The organism is Kribbella lupini, from assembly GCF_039529595.1.
Classification (GTDB): domain Bacteria; phylum Actinomycetota; class Actinomycetes; order Propionibacteriales; family Kribbellaceae; genus Kribbella; species Kribbella lupini.
This window is the reverse complement of the sequence record NZ_BAAANC010000001.1, coordinates 390,006-406,501: the sequence shown is the minus strand read 5'-3', so window position 1 is coordinate 406,501 and position 16,496 is coordinate 390,006. Positions and strand designations below refer to the sequence as shown.

Below are 16,496 nucleotides of genomic sequence, written 5' to 3'. Positions count from 1 at the left end.
GCTGCATGAGCTACCCCGAACCGATCGTCCCGGCCGGGCCCGTGCCGGTCCCCCGCCGGATCCGCGCGCTGCACGACGGCAAGTTCGTGCTCGACACCCAGAACGCGGTTTACGTCTGGGAGTTCCCGCCGTACCCGCAGTACTACCTTCCGGTCGCCGACATCGCCGACGGCGTGCTGACCGACACCGGCGAGACCCGCACGTTCCACCACGGCGAGGCACGGGTGATGCAAGCCGGTTCGGGCACCGCCTGGCAGTACGACCAGGGCGAGCTCGCCGGCCTGGTCCGCTTCGAGTGGGACGCCGTCGACGCCTGGTTCGAGGAGGACGAGGAGGTCTTCGTCCACCCGCGCAACCCGTACGCCCGGGTCGACGCCGTCAAGTCCGGCCGCCAGGTCCAGGTCTCGCTGGACGGCGTCGTGGTCGCCGACTCCACGTCGACCGTCATCGTCTTCGAGACCGGTCTCCCGCCGCGCTACTACTTCCCCCGCACCGCGGTGACGTTCGCGCACCTCGAGCCCACCGACACCGCGACTTCCTGCCCGTACAAGGGCAACACCAGCCAGTACTGGTCCATCCGCACCGACAAGGCCCTGTACGACGACCTGGCCTGGTCCTACGACTTCCCCACCGCGCCGCTGCTCCCCGTCGCCAACCACATCGCCTTCTTCAACGAGAAGGTCGACCTCACCGTCGACGGCGTCGCGGTGGACCGCCCGGTCACGCCGTTCTCCTAGCCACCCGGAACCCGACGTCGTCGATCCGGAACGTCGGATGACTCCGCCGCCGCACCGACGCCCGGCAGCTCCACGCCTGATCGAACCATCCACCACCCCGGAGTACGCGGTACTCGCCGTACACCTCGGGGTCGTAGTAGTCCCAGCACCACTCCCAGACGTTGCCGAGCAGGTCGTACAGCCCCCAGGCATTCGGCGCCTTCTCGCCGACCTCGTGCACCCGCCCGTCCGACGTCCCGCGGTACCAGGCGATCTCGTCCAGATGCCCGTACTGCGGACCGGTGCTGCCCGCGCGGCACGCGTACTCCCACTCCGCCTCGCTCGGCAGCCGATACCCGTCGGCCGCCGGGTCCCATCGGGCAGCCTCCTCCGCCAGCAGCTCGTACGCCGGTGCCAGCCCCTCCCGCTCCGACAGCACGTTGCAGAAGCGCACCGCGTCCCACCACGACACGTTCTCCACCGGTAGGTCGTCCCCGGTGGAGGTGCTCGGGCGGTCCCCGGTCACTTCGGCGTACTCCGCCTGCGTCACCGGGACCGCCGCCAGCCGGAAGTCGGCCACCTCGACGGACCACGTGCGCTCGGTCCGCCGATCGGTCAACCGCACCCGCCCACCGGCGATGTCGAGCAGCTTCACCGCGACTCCTCCATCAACTCGGTGGAACGGGACGTCCGCTCAGATCGCCGAGGTCACGCCGCCGTCCATCGGGACGATCGCGCCGGTGACGTAGCTGGCCCGGGGCGAGGCGAGGAAGACGGCCAGGTTGGCGACCTCGGACGGTTCGGCGGCGCGGCCGAGCGGGATCTCGGACACCATCTCGTCGAGCAGCTCACCCTTCGGCCGGCCGGTCGCGCGAACGGCGGCCTCGAGGCCTTCGTCGACGCGGCCGGTGCGGGTCAGGCCCGGGTTGATCACGTTCACGCGAACCCCGCGCCCGGCGTACGCCTTCGCGTAGCCGACCGACGCGAGCATCAGCGCCGCGTTGGCCGCGCCGCCTCCGATGTGCAGCGGATTCGCCTGCCGGCCACCCTGGCCGACGACGTTGACGACCGCCCCGCTGCCGCGCTCCGCCATCCCGCGGATCACCGCCTCGGTGGCGTGCATGTACGTGAAGTACTTCGCCTCCATCGCCGCGTGCAGCGTGGTGCTGTCCAGCTCGTCCAACGGCGTACGCCGGGCCGCCCCCGCGCAGTTGATCAGGATGTCCGGTACGCCGATCCGCGCGAACACCGCGGCGGTCGCCTCGGCGTCGGTCAGGTCGACGGCCTCGACGGCGTACTCGAGCCCCTTCGCCTTCAGCTCGGCCTGCGCCTTCGCGAGGTTCCCGGGATCCCGGGAGATGCCGGTGACCTGGACACCCTCCCAGGCCAGCGCCTCGGCGCAGGCCAGCCCGATCCCCTTGCTCGCCCCGGTGACGACCGCGGTCCTGCCCGACAACTGAAGATCCATCGACTCTCTCCTGACTCGGCTACCTCGATCGTAGTTTCCGCCGACCCGGGAACAGGTAAGGACCAGATGACGAGAACGGGAGCTGCGATGAGGATCACGGCGGTCGAGACGGTCAGGCCGAGCATCCAGCCGAACCTGGTGTTCGTGCTGCTGCACACCGACGACGGCCGGACCGGCCTGGGCGAGGCCTTCTTCGGCGGCCGGACGGTCGAGTCGTACCTGCACGAGTCGGCCGCCGAGGTCCTGCTCGGGGCCTTGGACCCGACGCCGGAGTCGATGGCCCGCGCGCTCGCGTCGTACACGGGCTTCGCCGGCGCCGGTGTCGAGACCCGCGGGAACGGCGCGATCGACCTGGCACTGTGGGACCTGGTCGGCCAGGAGGCCGGCCTGCCGCTGGTCCGGCTCTTCGGCGGACCGGTGCAGGAGTCGTTGCCGACGTACAACACCTGCGCGGGACCGGGCTACATCAGTACGAGTACGAGGCAACGATCGGACAACTGGGGCGTCCCGGCAACGACTCCGGCCCGCTGGGACGACCTCGACGCCTTCCTCAACCGTCCGGCCGCCCTCGCCCGCGACCTGTGGGACGAGGGCATCACCGGGATGAAGGTCTGGCCGTTCGACCACGCGGCCGAGGCGATCGGCGGGACGGACATCTCGCCGGCCGAGCTGAGCCGCGGGCTGGCGGTCCTGGAGGCCATCCGCGAAGAGGTCGGCTTCGACATGAAGCTGATGGTGGAGCTGCACGGTCTGTGGAACCGGCGCGGTGCGACCGCGATCCTGCAGGCTTTGACCGAGTACCAGCCGTACTGGGTCGAGGACCCGATGCGTCCGGACGCCGTCGATGCCCTGGCCGCGCTGAAGCGCGATGTCGACGTACCGATCGCGACCGGCGAAACACTCGTCGGCCGGCGCGGCTTCCTGCCGCTCCTGGAACGAGGGGCAGTCGACGTCGTCACCGTCGACGTCCAGTGGACCGGCGGACTCACCGAAGCTCGCAAGGTCGCAGCACTCGCCGACACGTACGGCGTACCGGTTGCTCCGCACGACTGCACCGGCCCGGCGACGCTGGCCGCCTGCGTCCATCTGATCCAGTCCGCGCCGAACGGCCTGATCCAAGAGACCGTCCGGGCCTTCCTCCGGACCTGGTACGCCGAACTGGTCGACGGTCTGCCACCGATCGTCGACGGCCGGATCGCCGCGACCGAAGTACCCGGGCACGGCGTCCGGCTCAAGCCGGACGTCAACGCCGAACGCCGGGTCTCGAAGCTGCCTTAGGCAACGATTTCACCACTACTCCGGACGATCTGAGCCCAGGGCAACCAGTTGGGGGTCGTCGGCCCTTGAACAGCTGAGTACTATGAGTGACGAGATCGACACTCTTTGTTTCGACGCCTGATGCTCTTGCACCGACGCCGGAGGGACCCGTGCCGACCATGTCTACTTCCCATTCACCGCCTTCGCGCGAGCCTGCTGTCGAACAGGCCTCGTGGAGGTCCATCGTCCGTCATGACCTACCGGCCTCGCTGGTGGTCTTCCTGATCGCGATCCCCTTGTCCTTGGGGATCGCCGCAGCATCCGGGGCGCCGCTGATCGCGGGCCTCGTCGCCGCCGTCGTCGGTGGCGTGGTCGCCGGCGCGCTCGGCGGCTCACCGCTCCAGGTCAGCGGCCCGGCCGCCGGCCTCACCGTTGTCGTCGCCGGGCTGGTCAGCCAGTTCGGCTGGGCCGCGACCGCAGCCATCACCTGCGCCGCCGGCCTCGTGCAGATTCTGCTCGGTGTCACCCGCATCGGCCGGCTCGCACTCTCCTTGTCTCCCGCGGTCGTGCACGGCATGCTCGCGGGTATCGGCGTCACCATCGCCGTCCAGCAGCTCCACGTCGTTCTCGGTGGACGGGCGCAGAGCTCGCTGATCGCCAACCTGGCCGCGCTTCCCGACCAGCTGCTCGCACACCACGCCGGGTCGGTCCTCGTCGGTGTGCTGACCGTCGTGATCCTGCTGGTCTGGCCGCGGATCCCGAAGGTGAAGGTCGTTCCGGCCCCACTGGTCGCGGTCGTCGCGGTCACGGCACTGGCCGCCCTGTTCATGGTCGACGTCACCCGCGTCGACCTGCCGGACAATCCGCTGCAGGAGCTGATCCTCCCGGTGATGCCGTCCGGCAGTGCGCTCGAGATCGGGACCGCGGTGCTGACCGTCGCCCTGGTCGCCAGTGTCGAGTCGTTGCTCTCGGCCGTTGCCGTGGACAAGCTTCACCGCGGCAAACGCAGCAACCTGGATCGCGAGCTGATCGGCCAGGGCGCCGCGAACGCGGTCTCCGGCGCCCTCGGGGGGATGCCGGTCACCGGCGTCATCGTCCGTAGCTCGACCAACGTCGCCGCCGGCGCCAAGTCGCGTGCCTCGGCGATCATGCACGGCTTGTGGATCGCGGTCTTCGTGCTCGCGGCCGGCGCCATGCTGGAGCTCATCCCGATGGCCGCTCTCGCGGGCGTGCTGCTCGTCACCGGGCTCCGGCTGGTCCAGCTCGCGCACATCCGCACCTTGCGGCGGCACGACGAACTGCTCGTGTACGTCGTGACCGCGGCCGGCGTAGCGGCGCTCGGCCTGGCCGAGGGGGTCCTGGCCGGGCTGGTGCTCGCGCTCGGCCGCGTCCTCTATCGGTTGGCGAGGGCAACGGTCACGGCGGTCGAGGAGAACGGCGTCTGGACCGTCAGGATCCAAGGCACGTTGGTGTTTCTCGGTGTCGCGTCACTGGTCCGGACGTTGCGGACCATCCCGGTCGGCGCCGACGTCCGCGTGAAGCTCCAGGTCGATCACCTGGACCACGCGGCGTACGAGGCGATCGAGGACTGGCGTCGCGGACATATCGCGCGCGGCGGGACGGTCGAGCTCAACCGTTCGGCGTTCCGGGCCGCGTTGCAGGGCGACGCCAAGCGCAGGCTGCCCTGGCATCACGAGCAGGTCGTGCCCGCGCCGGACCAGCGCGTCTCGATGCTGGACGGGATCCGCGAGTTCGAGGAGTCGGCCGACCTGATCCGGCCGATGATGGCGAAGCTGGCCGCCGACGGGCAGAAGCCGACGCAGCTGTTCATCACCTGCGCGGACTCCCGGATCGTGCCGAACCTGATCACCACGTCGGGTCCCGGTGAGCAGTTCTGCGTCCGCAACGTGGGCAACCTGGTCCCGCCGTACGGGTCGAACAGCAACTCCGTCGACGCCGCGGTCGAGTACGCCGTCGACGTCCTCGGCGTCAGCTCGATCGTCGTCTGCGGCCACTCCCACTGCGGCGCCGCGAACGCCGCGCTGGACAGCACCGACGACGACGGCTCGGGCCTGCGCACGTGGCTGCGTCACCTCGAACCGTCAGTACGCCGGGCCGTCGCCCTACCGGACATCGTCGATCCCGCCACCGGCGTCAAACTCGGCCCCGCCGACAAGCTGTCGGTAGCCAACGTCGCCGTCCAGCTGGAGAACCTCCGCAGCTTCGCCTGCGTCCGCAAGGCCGAAGAAGCCGGCCGCCTCGAACTGATCGGCCTCTGGTTCGACATCGGCGCCACCGCCGCCCGCCTGGTCCTCGAACACGACCCCTACCTGGTCCGAGCCGACGAACAACTGGCCACCGCCACCACCCCGGCGGACGCCGACCTCTGACAACAACCGGTCCGGCACCGGTGGGTGCGCTGTCCCGCCCACCCACCGGCTGCCGCACCCGCACACCGACACCTGCCGCCTGCCGCACCCGCACGAGCCTCCAGCCCCACCAGCACCCGGTCCGGCGCCACGCACCCACCCCAACCCCACCAGCACCCGGTCCGGCGCCACGCCCACCCCAACCCCACCAGCACCCGGTCCGGCGCCACGCACCCACCCCAACCCCACCAGCACCCGGTCCGGCGCCGCGCCCACCCCAGCCCTACCAGCCAGGCCTCGCTCCCTACCTCTTCTCCGGCCGCAGCGGCGCCTAGCCACCGGCAACCTCCCCGGCCGCATCACCGCCGACAGCAAGTCAGACAAGCACCCGCCGAGAAGCAATCAGCTGACCACCTGAGAACGCATCAGCCCGCAGCAACTGCCCCGGCGACACATCCAGGATCTCGATGCCGAGGGGAACACCCACCAGATCCTCCGAACTGATCGGCCGCCCATCAAGGTACAGATCGACCCGATCAATCCCCTCCACCTCCAGCCCCACCGTCAACGTCGTACCAGCCATCGACGTACTGACCTCGAGCCGCCGCCGAGGCATCCCCGCCAGCATCTGCCCGGCCGCCTCCAGCAGATCCGCGTTCCCCGACAACAGATCAGCCCGCGTCATCCGATGGATGGCATGCGGCCGCACCCCGACATCCTCGACCGGCGTACCGGACAGCTCACCCACCCGCAACGTCCGCCGGATTGCCACCCGCAGGTTCGCGCCGTTCGGCAGCGCGACGTACGGCGACGTCGGATCGGCCGGCGGCGGCTCGTTCAGCAGCGTCGCCAGCAACCCGTGCGTCCACACGTTCGCCCCACCGGCACCGGTGTTGTCGTCGACCCCGAGAATCATCCCGATCTCGTGATCGGCGAACCCCGCCGCGAAGATGTCCGTCGCCGAGTAGCACCGCGCATCGGTGACGAGCACGACCGGCCCGTAGTACGTCTGCCCGAGCTCGTTCGCCCCGTCTTCGGGCGTGATCGGCTTGGCCGCCGAGTACGTCGCCCCGGTCTCGGTCGCCAGGTCCAGCGAGTCGAACCACGGACCGAGGTCGATCCCCGACGGGTTGTCCTTGTGCCGCCGGCAGATCCGCAGGTTGAGCGCCGTACTGATGAACTGCACCGGCTCCGGCGCGATCCGCCGCGGCGTCATCGTCTGCAACGTGAACTCGCTCGCGTAGATGTGCCCACCGCCGTTGTCCCGGACGTCGACGATCAGCCCGTCCTGCGGCAGCGCGGCCGCCAACCGGACGAACTCGTCCCGGAACGCCACCGGATCCGTCACGCTGAACGTGAAGATCCGCAGATGCCCGAACGTCCCGTGCGACGTCGTCACCGCCCGAGCGCGGAACACCCCCGGCATCGTCGTCGGCAGGTCCGCCGCACCGACCGCGACCGGCGCGGTCAACGCGGCCGAGCTCTCGCCGCGTTCGAGATCGACCACGTCCCGGACGTACAGCACCTTCTTCGCCCGCGACTTCTCGTCGGAGTCCAGGTCGAGTCCCATCGCGGCCGACGCCTCGGTGATCGCGTCCAGGTCCGTCATCGGCGGCAGGTTCGTCGTCACCTTCCACTGCTCGCGCAACTCCTGCGCCGATCCATCCAGACCGGTGTAGGTCAGCGTGACCCAGTCCTCGTCGGGCGGCGCCTGGATCACCAGCGGCCGCAACGTCAACGACTCCAGCCCGCGCGCGAGATTGGCCGCGTCGTTGCTCCCCGCGAACACAGCGCCGTTCAGCGCGACGGCCCGCGCGATCGGCGTACCGTTCCAGTGCGTCACCTCCGCACCGGGCCCGAACTGCGGCGCGCTGTACCCGGTCACCATCCGGGTGATCAGGTAGTGCTCGCCGACGGTGTCGAAGCACTTCTCGATCATGAACGGCAGGTACGCGACCTTGCCGGCGAACGGCGCGGGCAACAGGTAGTTGGTGTGCAGGTCGCGGACCGAGTGGAAGATGCTCGACATCTGCCGGTGGAAGATCCACTCGGGCTCCATCGTGGCATCGGTCTGGCGTTCCATCCGGGCCCGCAGCACCCGCAGCCGCTGCAGCGGGTTGACCGCGTGCATCGCGGCCTTCAGCGGCAGGTGCACGTAGTTCTCGCCGAGCAACAGCAGCGACTGGTCGACCAGCAACTTGCGCTGGGCGAGCGTCAGGTTGCCGGCGCCGGCCAGGAACTGCGGCAACGGTACGGCGGCCGCCTGCGCGCTCTCCTTGGCTCGCGCCGCCTTCCGCGTCACGGCCCTCCGGGTCGCCGGCTTCTTCGTGACGGTCTTGCGTGGTTCGGTCATGACATCCCCCAACAGGCGCGCCCCTCCCCTGGGCGTCGCGATCCCTCCACCGTCCGCCGCCCCCACTTCCGTGTCAACGCCTCGACTCTCGCCCCGTTGTCCTGGTGGCCACCCCTCGCGCCGACGGTCAGCATCAAGACCATGCGGATCAGTCGTTTGTTGGTCACGATCGCCCTCCTCTGCGGCCTGCTCCGGCGACGCGCAGCCGAGCGGCGGCGCGCGGCACAACGCCGACGACACCGCGATCCGGGTGTCGTTCCTGGACTTCGCCACCAACAAGTACCGGCACGTCCTGCTGGTCGAGCCGACGTCCGACACCGACTTCGCCGCGATCACCGGACACGGCCACGGGCTGTTCTGGTCGGGCAACTACCTCGTCGTCGCGACCAGCGGATCCGTGCTGCGCGTCTTCGACGTACGGCACGTGTGGCGCACCGACACCAGCAGCGAAGTCGTCGGATTAGGTGCCGACGGCAAGTATCACGCGCTGGCACGCCTTCGCGCTGCCGCAGGTCGGCGCCTACTGTCCCGAGTACGCCGACAACATCGGCGACGGCGTCGACTACCCGAGTTGCCTGCACCGCGGCGCGGCCGGCGGTCCACCTCGGTCTGGATCAAGGCGCCGAAGAACACCGAGAACCTCTCCCACTGGCCGGCCGCCCGTGAGCTCTGGCTGATCAGTGAGCAACTTCGCGAACGCGTGACCGCGCACATCCTGTGGCAGTAGCGTGCCGGGTGTGGAGCCTCCCTTCGTCGACGAGCACTCGCGGCTGATCCCGTACCGGCGGGAGGTGGTCTGGCGGGCGCTCAACGAGCACGCGACCGGCGATCTGCTGATCGGTCCGCACAACCCGCTGGCCTTGATCCTCGGCACCAAGCCCCGCGGCGGCTTCGAGATCACCACGAGTGTCGAGGGCGAACGACTTGATCTGGTCGGACGCCACCACTTCTCCAACTACTTGCTGCGCTTCGAGCTCGCCAACGGAGCACCCGGGAGCACCGCCGAGGCCGCGCCCGGCGCGACCCGGCTGAGCGCCCTCACGTTCGCCGCCTTCCCCGGGCCCCACGGGCGGGTCTACCGGCTGCTGGTGATCAGGTCCGGCGCGCACGCGATCGCGACGCGCGGGATCCTGCGGTCGGTCGCGCAGCTCGCCGCACGGAGAGGCTGAACAATGCAGTCCCACCACCAAGGCATCAAATAGTCGCCGAATCCCCACCCAGCTGCCCACGAGCACTCGCGCGCGCCGAGCCTGAAACCCAAACCCACCGCACCTAGCAGCGCGTCCCAACCCCCGCGGCGGCGCCCGCACAGACCTTCCCCCATCCGCTCCCGTCACCGCATCACCTGTCAGGATGTCCCGGTGATTGAGGTATGGGACAACATCACGTCCGTGCAGGCCGATCCGTCGATCCAGGTCGTGATCGGTACCGGCGTCGCGGCGCTGCTGCTGATCGCGTGGCGACCGGTCTGGCGGCACACGCGCCAGGTCGTGACGATCGCGCACGAGGGCGCGCACGGGCTGATCGCGCTGCTGGCCGGCCGCCAGCTCGCCGGGATCCGGCTGCACTCGGACACGTCCGGTGTCACCGTCTCGCGTGGCAAGCCCGACGGCCTGGGCATGGTCGCGGTCCTGCTGGTCGGCTACCCGGGTCCCGCGCTGTTCGGCCTGGCCGCCGCGTTCGCCCTCAGTCGCGGGTACGCCGTGGGCCTGCTCTGGGGACTCCTGCTCGCGCTGGTGATCCTGCTGCTCCAGATCCGCAACCTCTTCGGGCTCTGGTCGGTGCTCGTCTTCGGCGCTGTCGTGTTCGGCGTCTCGTGGTGGGGCTCCGAGCAGGTGCAGTCGGCGTTCGCGTACCTGCTCACCTGGTTCCTGCTGCTCGCCGCGCCGCGCGCCGTGCTCGAGCTGCAGCGCTCCCGCAGGCACGGCGCCGGCCGCAACTCCGACGCCGACCAGCTGCGCCGCATCACCGGCGTACCGGCGATCCTCTGGGTCGGCGTCTTCGGGCTGATCACGCTCGCCTGCCTGGCGCTGGGCGTGCTCTGGTCGGACGTTTTGCCGACCTGAGCACACCCAGCGCCGACCCCAGGCCCTAGCTGCGGCCCCCGGTGATCGGACGGTCCCGCTGGTTCACCCCCGGTACGCCGTACGGGTAGTCCGCCGCGCCCGGGTCGCTCGCCTCGTCCAGCTGCTTGCGCTCCTCGTCCGTGAGGTGCAGGTCCGCGGCCGCCAGGTTGTCGCCCAGCTGCTCCAGCGTGCGCGCCCCGAGGATCACCGACGTGACCGCCGGCCGGTCCACCAGCCAGGCCAGCGCGATCTGCGCCATCGAGATCCCGCGCGCCTCGGCGATCGCCCGGACGGCGTCGACCACCGCGCGGACCCGCTCGTTCTTGCTCCGGCGGGCCCACGCCTCGACGCCACGCTCCGGGTTCTCCCCCAGGCGCGTCGCGCCCGTCGGCGCCTCGTCGAACGAGTACTTCCCGGTCAACCAGCCGCCGCCGAGCGGCGACCACGGCAGCAGGCCGAGCCCGTTCTCCTGCGCGGCCGGCACGATCTCCCACTCGATCTCGCGGACCAGCAGGTTGTACTGCGGCTGCAGCGTGACCAGCGGCGACCAGCCCTGCCGGTCGATCAGGTCGCACGCCTTCTGCAGTTGCCAGCCGGTGAAGTTCGACAGGCCGCCGTACGCGATCTTGCCGGCCCGGACGGCGTCCTCCAGGAAGCTCAGCGTCTCCTGCAGCGGGGTGATCGGGTCCCACGCGTGCAACTGGTACAGGTCGACGTGGTCGACACCGAGCCGCTGCAGCGACGCGTCGAGCGCACGCCGCAGGTGCCTGCGGGAGGTGCCGACGTCGTTCTGCCCGTCGCCGGTCGGGAACCGGCCCTTGGTGGCGAGCACGACGTTGTCGCGCGCGGAGCTCTTGGCCAGCCAGCTGCCGACGATCTGCTCCGACACGCCCGCGGAGTACACGTCGGCGGTGTCGATCAGCGTGCCGCCGGCCTCGACGTAGGCGTCGAGCTGCTGGTGCGCGCCGGCCTCGTCGGTCTCGTTCCCGAACGTCATGGTGCCGAGCGCGTACGTCGAGACGACGGTGCCGCTCGCACCCAGGGTGCGGTATTCCACAGCTGCTCCTTCACAGGTCTGGTTCGCTCACAGTAGAACGTTTCAGCCGGCGGTGCGTGAGGCTGTCCACAGGCCGGAGTACGGTGTCAGAAGTCCGCGTGACGAAGGGAAGAAGATGAACACCAGCACACTTCTGATCGACGCGTTCGGCCGCATCCAGGAGGTCGTGCACGCCACCGTCAAAGGCCTGCCGGACGACGTCCTGAGCACCCGCCCGGACGACTCGGGCAACTCGATCGCCTGGCTGGTCTGGCACCTGACCCGGATCCAGGACGATCACCTCGCCGACGCCGGCGGCTACGAGCAGGTCAGCACCGCCGACGGCTGGCACGCACGCCTCGGCCTCCCGTTCGACCCGGCCGACACCGGCTACGGCCACTCCGCCGAGGACGTTGCCGCGGTCAAGCTCTCGGCGTCCCAGCTGACCGGGTACTACGACGCCGTGCACGCTCGCTCGGTCCAGTACCTGGAGACCCTGACCGACGACGACCTCGAGCGCGTCGTCGACAAGCGCTGGAACCCGCCGGTCACGCTGGGCGTCCGGCTGAACAGCGTCCTGTCCGACGACCTCCAGCACGCCGGCCAAGCGGCGTACGTGCGTGGTCTACTCGGCAGCTGACTTCCAGAGCGTGTTGCCGGCGATCAGGTAGAGGGTGCTGCCCACCAGGCGCGCATCGGTCACGTCACCGGTCGGACCGTCGGAGGTCCTGACTGTCCACGCGCCGTCCGTGCCGCGCAGCACCTTCACCTGATTGCCCTCAGCAACTACCTGGACGATCTGGTCGTCCTCCAGGATGGGCGGCGGCAGCGGCGTCTTGTCGCCGACCGCGATGTCCGGCACACCCTTCAGCCGCCGCGCGCTGTCCGGCCGCGCCGGGTCGAACTGCCACAGCGCCAGCTTGCCCTCGACCCAGCCGGCCACCGTGCAGAGCTTGTCTCCGCAGGTCACCCGCTGACCGTGACTCCGCTCGCCGGCCTCGGGCAATGCGAAGCCCGACCACCCGTCGTTCAGCCGCCGCGACGTCCACACTGCCGCCTCCTGCCGTACGACGTTCGGCGCGAGGCGCACCTGCGACCCGGTCTGCACGATCGCGTCGCCGAAGACGGTCGCGTCCCCCGGCCCGGGCAGGAGGCCCGGCGTACTGCGCAGGACGGTGCCGGCGGAGTCCTGCCGGATCCACTTGGTGCCGTCCGGCAACCAGACCGCCGCGTCCAGACCCGACGTGCGCGAGGCCCACGCGCCGAGCAACGCCTGCCCGGCCGGGGCGATCACGGCCGAGTACAGCGTGCCCGCGTCGGGCCCACCGAACGTGTTGAACTCCTGCGGCAGTTCCTGCACCGCGCTGGTGGTCCCGGTCCACACGGTCCAGCGCACGTTGGAGTGCGCGCCGCCCGCCGCTCCGCCGAGCGCGAGCACCCGGCGGCCGTCGTACGCGATGGACTTCCAGACGGCGAGGGCGGCGTACGGGCTGCTCGCGTTGGGCGACAGCTTGATCTCGCTCTGCCGGTCACCTTCGATCACCAGCAGCCGCGGGACCACCTTGGCTTTGCGGTCGCGCAGTCCGACCAGCAACTGCTCGCCGTGGCCGGCGAGCACCACAGGTTCGGCCGGGAGCTGCACCTGCGACCAGATCACAGCTTGGGCTTGCTGCGGCTTGTCCTCACTGCAGGCGGTCGCCAAGAGCAGCACAACGACCAGCAGCAGCGCTCTGCGCATCAGCGGTTCTGCGGCAGCTTGGTGGTTCGCTTGCGAGCGCCGCGCGGGTTCGACGGCGGCGGTACGACGGGACCGATGTCGCCGTCCGGCGCGACGTCCAGGTCGATGATCACCGGCGCGTGGTCGCTCGGACCGGTCCCCTTGCGCGCCTTGCGGTCGATCCAGGCCGCCTTCACCCGCTCGGCCACCGGATCAGACGCGAGGACCAGGTCGATCCGCATCCCGAGGTCCTGGTGGAACATGCCGGCCCGGTAGTCCCAGTAGCTGAAGACCCGCTCGGTCGGCCAGCGATCCCGTACGACGTCGTGCAGGCCGGTCGCCAGCAGCGCGGCCAGCGCCTCCCGCTCCGGCGCGGTGACGTGCGTCGAGCCGACGAACGCCGCCGGGTCGAACACGTCGGCGTCGGCCGGCGCGATGTTCATGTCACCACAGACGATCTGCTCGGCCGGCCCGGCCGCGACCACGTCCCGCAGCGCCTTCAGCCACGCCAGCTTGTAGACGTAGTGGTCCGAGTCGGGCGCCCGCCCGTTCGGCACGTACAGCGAGTGGATCCGGATCCCGCCACACGTCGCCGCGACCGCCCGCGCCTCCGGGTTCGGGAACCCCGGCGCACCGGCGACGCCGGTCACCACGTCCTCGATCCCGACCTTCGACAACAGGGCGACGCCGTTCCACTGCACCTCGCCGTACAGGGCGGTCTCGTACGCACGCCCGGCCAGCTCCTTGCCCAGCAAGGTGGTGAACGCGTCGTCGGCCAGCTTCGTCTCCTGCAGGCAGACGACGTCCGGCTCCCGCTCGTCCAGCCAGTCCAGCAACCGCGGCATCCGCTGCTTGACCGAGTTCACATTCCAGGTAGCTACGCGCACCCGCCTACCGTAGCCCGGCTCAGTTCCGTCGGGTGCGGCGTTGCGCCCGCCTGTGGAAACTCTTCCTCGGCCGGGCCGCACCAGAACTCCGCTGCCGCCTCGAGCTGCTCGAACACCTCGACCGACTCCTCCAGGTAGTACACCTGCTCCTCCTCGCCGCGCCGATCACATAACCATACTCGGTATGAGTTTGAGATGGGTATGATTTCTGCATGGAAGGTCGCCGGGAGCGGAAGAAGGCCGCGCTCCGTCAGCACATCTCCGACGTCGCGACCGCGCTGTTCCTCGAGCGCGGCTTCGACAAGGTGTCGGTCTCCGAGGTTGCCGAGGCCGCCGACGTCGCGCGGCCGACCGTGTTCGCGCACTTCCCGCGCAAGGAGGACCTGTTCTTCGACCAGTACCCGGAGACCGAGGCCCAGCTGGTGAGCGCCGTACTGGACCGCCCCGCCGGCGTCTCGGCAGTGCGCGCGATCGCCGACCGAGCGCTCTACCTGGCCTCGCAGGAGTCACCGCCGTTCCTGGTCCGGCCGCACCAGGAGCCCTTCTTCCGGATCGTCGCGGAGTCCAGGGCACTACAGGCCCGCGCTCGGGAGATGGTCGACCAGCTCGAGGACGCGATCGCCCTGGCGATGGAGGCCACCGGCGTCCGGCAGCCGCGACTGGTCGCCGCGCTGACGACCGCGGCGTACCGGACGGCTCACCTGGAGTCGGTACGGCGAGTTCTCGCCGGCCGCGACGCGCTCGACCACGTGTTCCGGGTGCAGACCGCGCTCGGCGTCGTCGATCAGGCTGTGGAAAACAATCCGGTCTTCGTGCGCTGATCCAGGACAATGGCCGGGTGGCCAGAATCCCGGGACTTGCGCTGACCGATCACACCTTCACCGTGCCGCTCGACCACGAGCGGCCGGACGGTCCGACGATCGAGGTGTTCGCGCGCGAAGCCGTCGCGCCGACCAAGGTGGACGAGGATCTGCCCTGGCTGGTGTTCCTGCAGGGCGGGCCGGGCAGCGCGTCCCCGCGACCGACCAGCGGCAGCGGCTGGCTCGAGCGCGCGACGCGTGAGTTCCGGGTGCTGCTGCTCGACCAGCGCGGGACCGGTCGCAGCACGCCGGTCACCCGTCGTACGGCCTCGTCGATGGAGCCCGCCGAGCTGGCGGCGTACTTGAAGTATTTCCGCGCGGACTCGATCGTGGCCGACGCGGAGTTCATCCGCGGGCAGCTCAGCCCCGGCAAGCCGTGGTCGACGCTGGGGCAGTCGTACGGCGGCTTCATCACGCTGACCTATCTGTCGAAGGCGCCCGAAGGATTGAAGGCCTGCTACGTGACCGGCGGCCTGGCCGGACTCGACGCGACGGCCGACGAGATCTACACGCGCACGTATCCGCGCGCCAAGGCGAAGACGCTGCGCTACTACCGCCTCTTCCCCGAGGACGTCGCGAAGGTCCGCCGCATCGCCGACCATGTGACGGCCTCGGACGTCCGTCTACCCAACGGGGACCGCCTGACCGTCGACCGCTTCCAGACCCTCGGCTTCGGCCTCGGCATGAGCGAGTCCGCCGAGTCCCTGCACTGGCTGATCGACGAGGCCTGGGACGGCGACGAACTCTCCGACGCCTTCCTGTACGGCGCGATGGCGCGCACCGACCACACCCTCAACCCGCTGTTCGTCGTACTGCACGAATCGCTCTACGGCCAGGACGACCGCCCGACGAACTGGGCCGCGGCGCGCATGAAGCCCGCCGAGTTCGCGCCGACCGCCGAGCCGTTCCTGTTCACCGGCGAGATGATCTACCCCTGGATGGTCGAGGACCTGGGCGGCCTCCGCCCCTTCGCCGAAGCCGCGAACCTCCTCGCCGCCGCCACCGACTGGACCCCGCTCTACGACCCCACCGTCCTGGCCGCCAACCGCGTGCCGGTCGCCGCCGCGATCTACCACGACGACATGTACGTCGACGCCAACCTCTCCCTGGAAACGGCCTCCCGCGTCGGCAACGTGACCACCTGGATCACCAACGAGTACGAGCACGACGGCGCCCGAACCTCCGGCGGCGCGGTCCTCGACCGCCTGATTCAACTCGCGAACGACCTACCCCCAGCCTGAGAACCTCCCCTCGATCCACCCCCGAACCGCCGCGACCGTGAGCCGGTTCGCCGGCTCGCGCACCCAGCGCGCGAAGCCCACCTCCGGATGTGGGCTCCTGACCGCGCCCGGCCAGGTCCTGAGCCGTTCCGGGAACCGCCCGAAGTCCCGCCGCGCCGACGACACCGCCGGGTCGAACCCGGGCAGTTCGCCGTACGCCGTCTGCCAGCGCCGCGGCCAGAACGCCACGTGGTACGGGCTGTCGTCCCACCCGCAGAACGCCACCAACGTCCCGTCCGCGCCGACCACGTCCCGCAGCGCCCGCACGACCGTGTCGATTCCACCGACCACCCACCCGAGTGCCGACAACCGCACATGCACCATCAGCACCTCGCCCGCGCTCACCCCCAGCGCCGCGACCCCGCGGGCGATCTCCCCGCGGGTCACCGGCGAGAAGTCCGCGTCCTCCAGCAGTTCAGCCCCAGGAAACGCCATACCTCAGCATCCACCGGGCACCACCCGCCGGACCGCCGATTTTCCGTCACAC

Annotated in this window: 17 protein-coding genes; 9 read left to right on the top strand and 8 right to left on the bottom strand. The window is 70.2% G+C overall.

Going from position 1 to position 16,496, the window contains the following annotated elements; all coding sequences use genetic code 11:
• The first annotated feature begins 5 nt into the window (after positions 1-5).
• Positions 6-737 carry a DUF427 domain-containing protein gene (locus tag ABD235_RS01955; protein ID WP_344168340.1) on the top strand — a complete coding sequence of 244 codons (732 nt, stop codon included), beginning with the start codon at positions 6-8 and terminating at the stop codon, positions 735-737.
• Here ABD235_RS01955 and ABD235_RS01950 read toward each other — a convergent pair.
• Positions 721-1,371 carry a formylglycine-generating enzyme family protein gene (locus tag ABD235_RS01950; RefSeq protein ID WP_344168337.1) on the bottom strand — a complete coding sequence of 217 codons (651 nt, stop codon included), beginning with the start codon at positions 1,369-1,371 and terminating at the stop codon, positions 721-723. The genes ABD235_RS01955 and ABD235_RS01950 overlap by 17 nt on opposite strands.
• Before the next feature lie 39 nt (positions 1,372-1,410).
• The gene (locus tag ABD235_RS01945; protein WP_344168334.1) at positions 1,411-2,184 is read right to left on the bottom strand and encodes an SDR family NAD(P)-dependent oxidoreductase; all 774 of its coding nucleotides are present in this window, start codon (positions 2,182-2,184) and stop codon (positions 1,411-1,413) included.
• Between the two features lie 87 nt (positions 2,185-2,271).
• On the opposite strand from ABD235_RS01945, the gene ABD235_RS01940 reads away from it, so the two are divergent.
• Entirely contained in the window at positions 2,272-3,462 is a 1,191-nt protein-coding gene (locus tag ABD235_RS01940; protein WP_344168331.1) for a mandelate racemase/muconate lactonizing enzyme family protein, read from the top strand.
• A gap of 158 nt (positions 3,463-3,620) precedes the next feature.
• Positions 3,621-5,831 (top strand): bifunctional SulP family inorganic anion transporter/carbonic anhydrase, encoded by a 2,211-nt coding sequence (locus ABD235_RS01935; RefSeq protein ID WP_344168328.1) that lies wholly within the window; start codon positions 3,621-3,623, stop codon positions 5,829-5,831.
• Between the two features lie 355 nt (positions 5,832-6,186).
• Here the strand turns inward: ABD235_RS01935 and ABD235_RS01930 are convergent, their stop codons facing one another.
• Positions 6,187-8,163, bottom strand: coding sequence for a S41 family peptidase (locus tag ABD235_RS01930; RefSeq protein WP_344168325.1), 1,977 nt, complete (start codon positions 8,161-8,163; stop codon positions 6,187-6,189).
• Between the two features lie 250 nt (positions 8,164-8,413).
• Here ABD235_RS01930 and ABD235_RS01925 point away from each other — a divergent pair, with 250 nt between their 5' ends.
• The 3 genes from ABD235_RS01925 to ABD235_RS01915 all read left to right on the top strand — a co-directional run bounded on the left by ABD235_RS01925 (position 8,414) and on the right by ABD235_RS01915 (position 10,229).
• A complete protein-coding gene (locus tag ABD235_RS01925) occupies positions 8,414-8,890 on the top strand; it encodes a hypothetical protein (RefSeq protein ID WP_344168322.1) in 477 nt (158 codons plus the stop codon).
• A 10-nt stretch (positions 8,891-8,900) separates the two neighbouring features.
• Positions 8,901-9,332: a hypothetical protein gene (locus ABD235_RS01920; protein ID WP_344168319.1), complete on the top strand. Its 432-nt coding sequence runs from the start codon at positions 8,901-8,903 to the stop codon at positions 9,330-9,332.
• Positions 9,333-9,524: 192 nt separating this feature from the next.
• Positions 9,525-10,229, top strand: coding sequence for a M50 family metallopeptidase (locus ABD235_RS01915; protein WP_344168316.1), 705 nt, complete (start codon positions 9,525-9,527; stop codon positions 10,227-10,229).
• Between the two features lie 25 nt (positions 10,230-10,254).
• On the opposite strand, the gene ABD235_RS01910 is transcribed toward ABD235_RS01915, so the two are convergent.
• A complete protein-coding gene (locus tag ABD235_RS01910; protein WP_344168313.1) occupies positions 10,255-11,286 on the bottom strand; it encodes an aldo/keto reductase in 1,032 nt (343 codons plus the stop codon).
• 115 nt (positions 11,287-11,401) lie between these two features.
• Here ABD235_RS01910 and ABD235_RS01905 point away from each other — a divergent pair, with 115 nt between their 5' ends.
• Complete coding sequence (locus tag ABD235_RS01905; protein WP_344168310.1) at positions 11,402-11,905, top strand: mycothiol transferase; 504 nt, start codon at positions 11,402-11,404, stop codon at positions 11,903-11,905.
• On the opposite strand, the gene ABD235_RS01900 is transcribed toward ABD235_RS01905, so the two are convergent.
• The 3 genes from ABD235_RS01900 to ABD235_RS01890 are packed head-to-tail and all read right to left on the bottom strand — an operon-like array spanning position 11,891 to position 14,012.
• On the bottom strand, positions 11,891-13,003 hold the full coding sequence (locus ABD235_RS01900; RefSeq protein ID WP_344168307.1) for a hypothetical protein: 1,113 nt from the start codon (positions 13,001-13,003) through the stop codon (positions 11,891-11,893). The genes ABD235_RS01905 and ABD235_RS01900 overlap by 15 nt on opposite strands.
• Positions 13,003-13,869 (bottom strand): exodeoxyribonuclease III, encoded by an 867-nt coding sequence (locus ABD235_RS01895; protein WP_344168304.1) that lies wholly within the window; start codon positions 13,867-13,869, stop codon positions 13,003-13,005. Before ABD235_RS01895 ends, ABD235_RS01900 begins: the two co-directional genes overlap by 1 nt.
• Positions 13,860-14,012: a hypothetical protein gene (locus ABD235_RS01890; protein ID WP_344168301.1), complete on the bottom strand. Its 153-nt coding sequence runs from the start codon at positions 14,010-14,012 to the stop codon at positions 13,860-13,862. Before ABD235_RS01890 ends, ABD235_RS01895 begins: the two co-directional genes overlap by 10 nt.
• Positions 14,013-14,081: 69 nt before the next feature.
• On the opposite strand from ABD235_RS01890, the gene ABD235_RS01885 reads away from it, so the two are divergent.
• The gene (locus ABD235_RS01885; RefSeq protein WP_344168298.1) at positions 14,082-14,690 is read left to right on the top strand and encodes a TetR/AcrR family transcriptional regulator; all 609 of its coding nucleotides are present in this window, start codon (positions 14,082-14,084) and stop codon (positions 14,688-14,690) included.
• A 17-nt stretch (positions 14,691-14,707) separates the two neighbouring features.
• Positions 14,708-15,970, top strand: a complete 1,263-nt coding sequence (locus ABD235_RS01880) for an alpha/beta fold hydrolase (protein WP_344168295.1) — start codon at positions 14,708-14,710, stop codon at positions 15,968-15,970.
• Here ABD235_RS01880 and ABD235_RS01875 read toward each other — a convergent pair.
• Entirely contained in the window at positions 15,956-16,444 is a 489-nt protein-coding gene (locus ABD235_RS01875; RefSeq protein ID WP_344168292.1) for an AAC(3) family N-acetyltransferase, read from the bottom strand. The two genes, ABD235_RS01880 and ABD235_RS01875, sit on opposite strands and share 15 nt — an antisense overlap.
• Between the last annotated feature and the right edge of the window lie 52 nt (positions 16,445-16,496).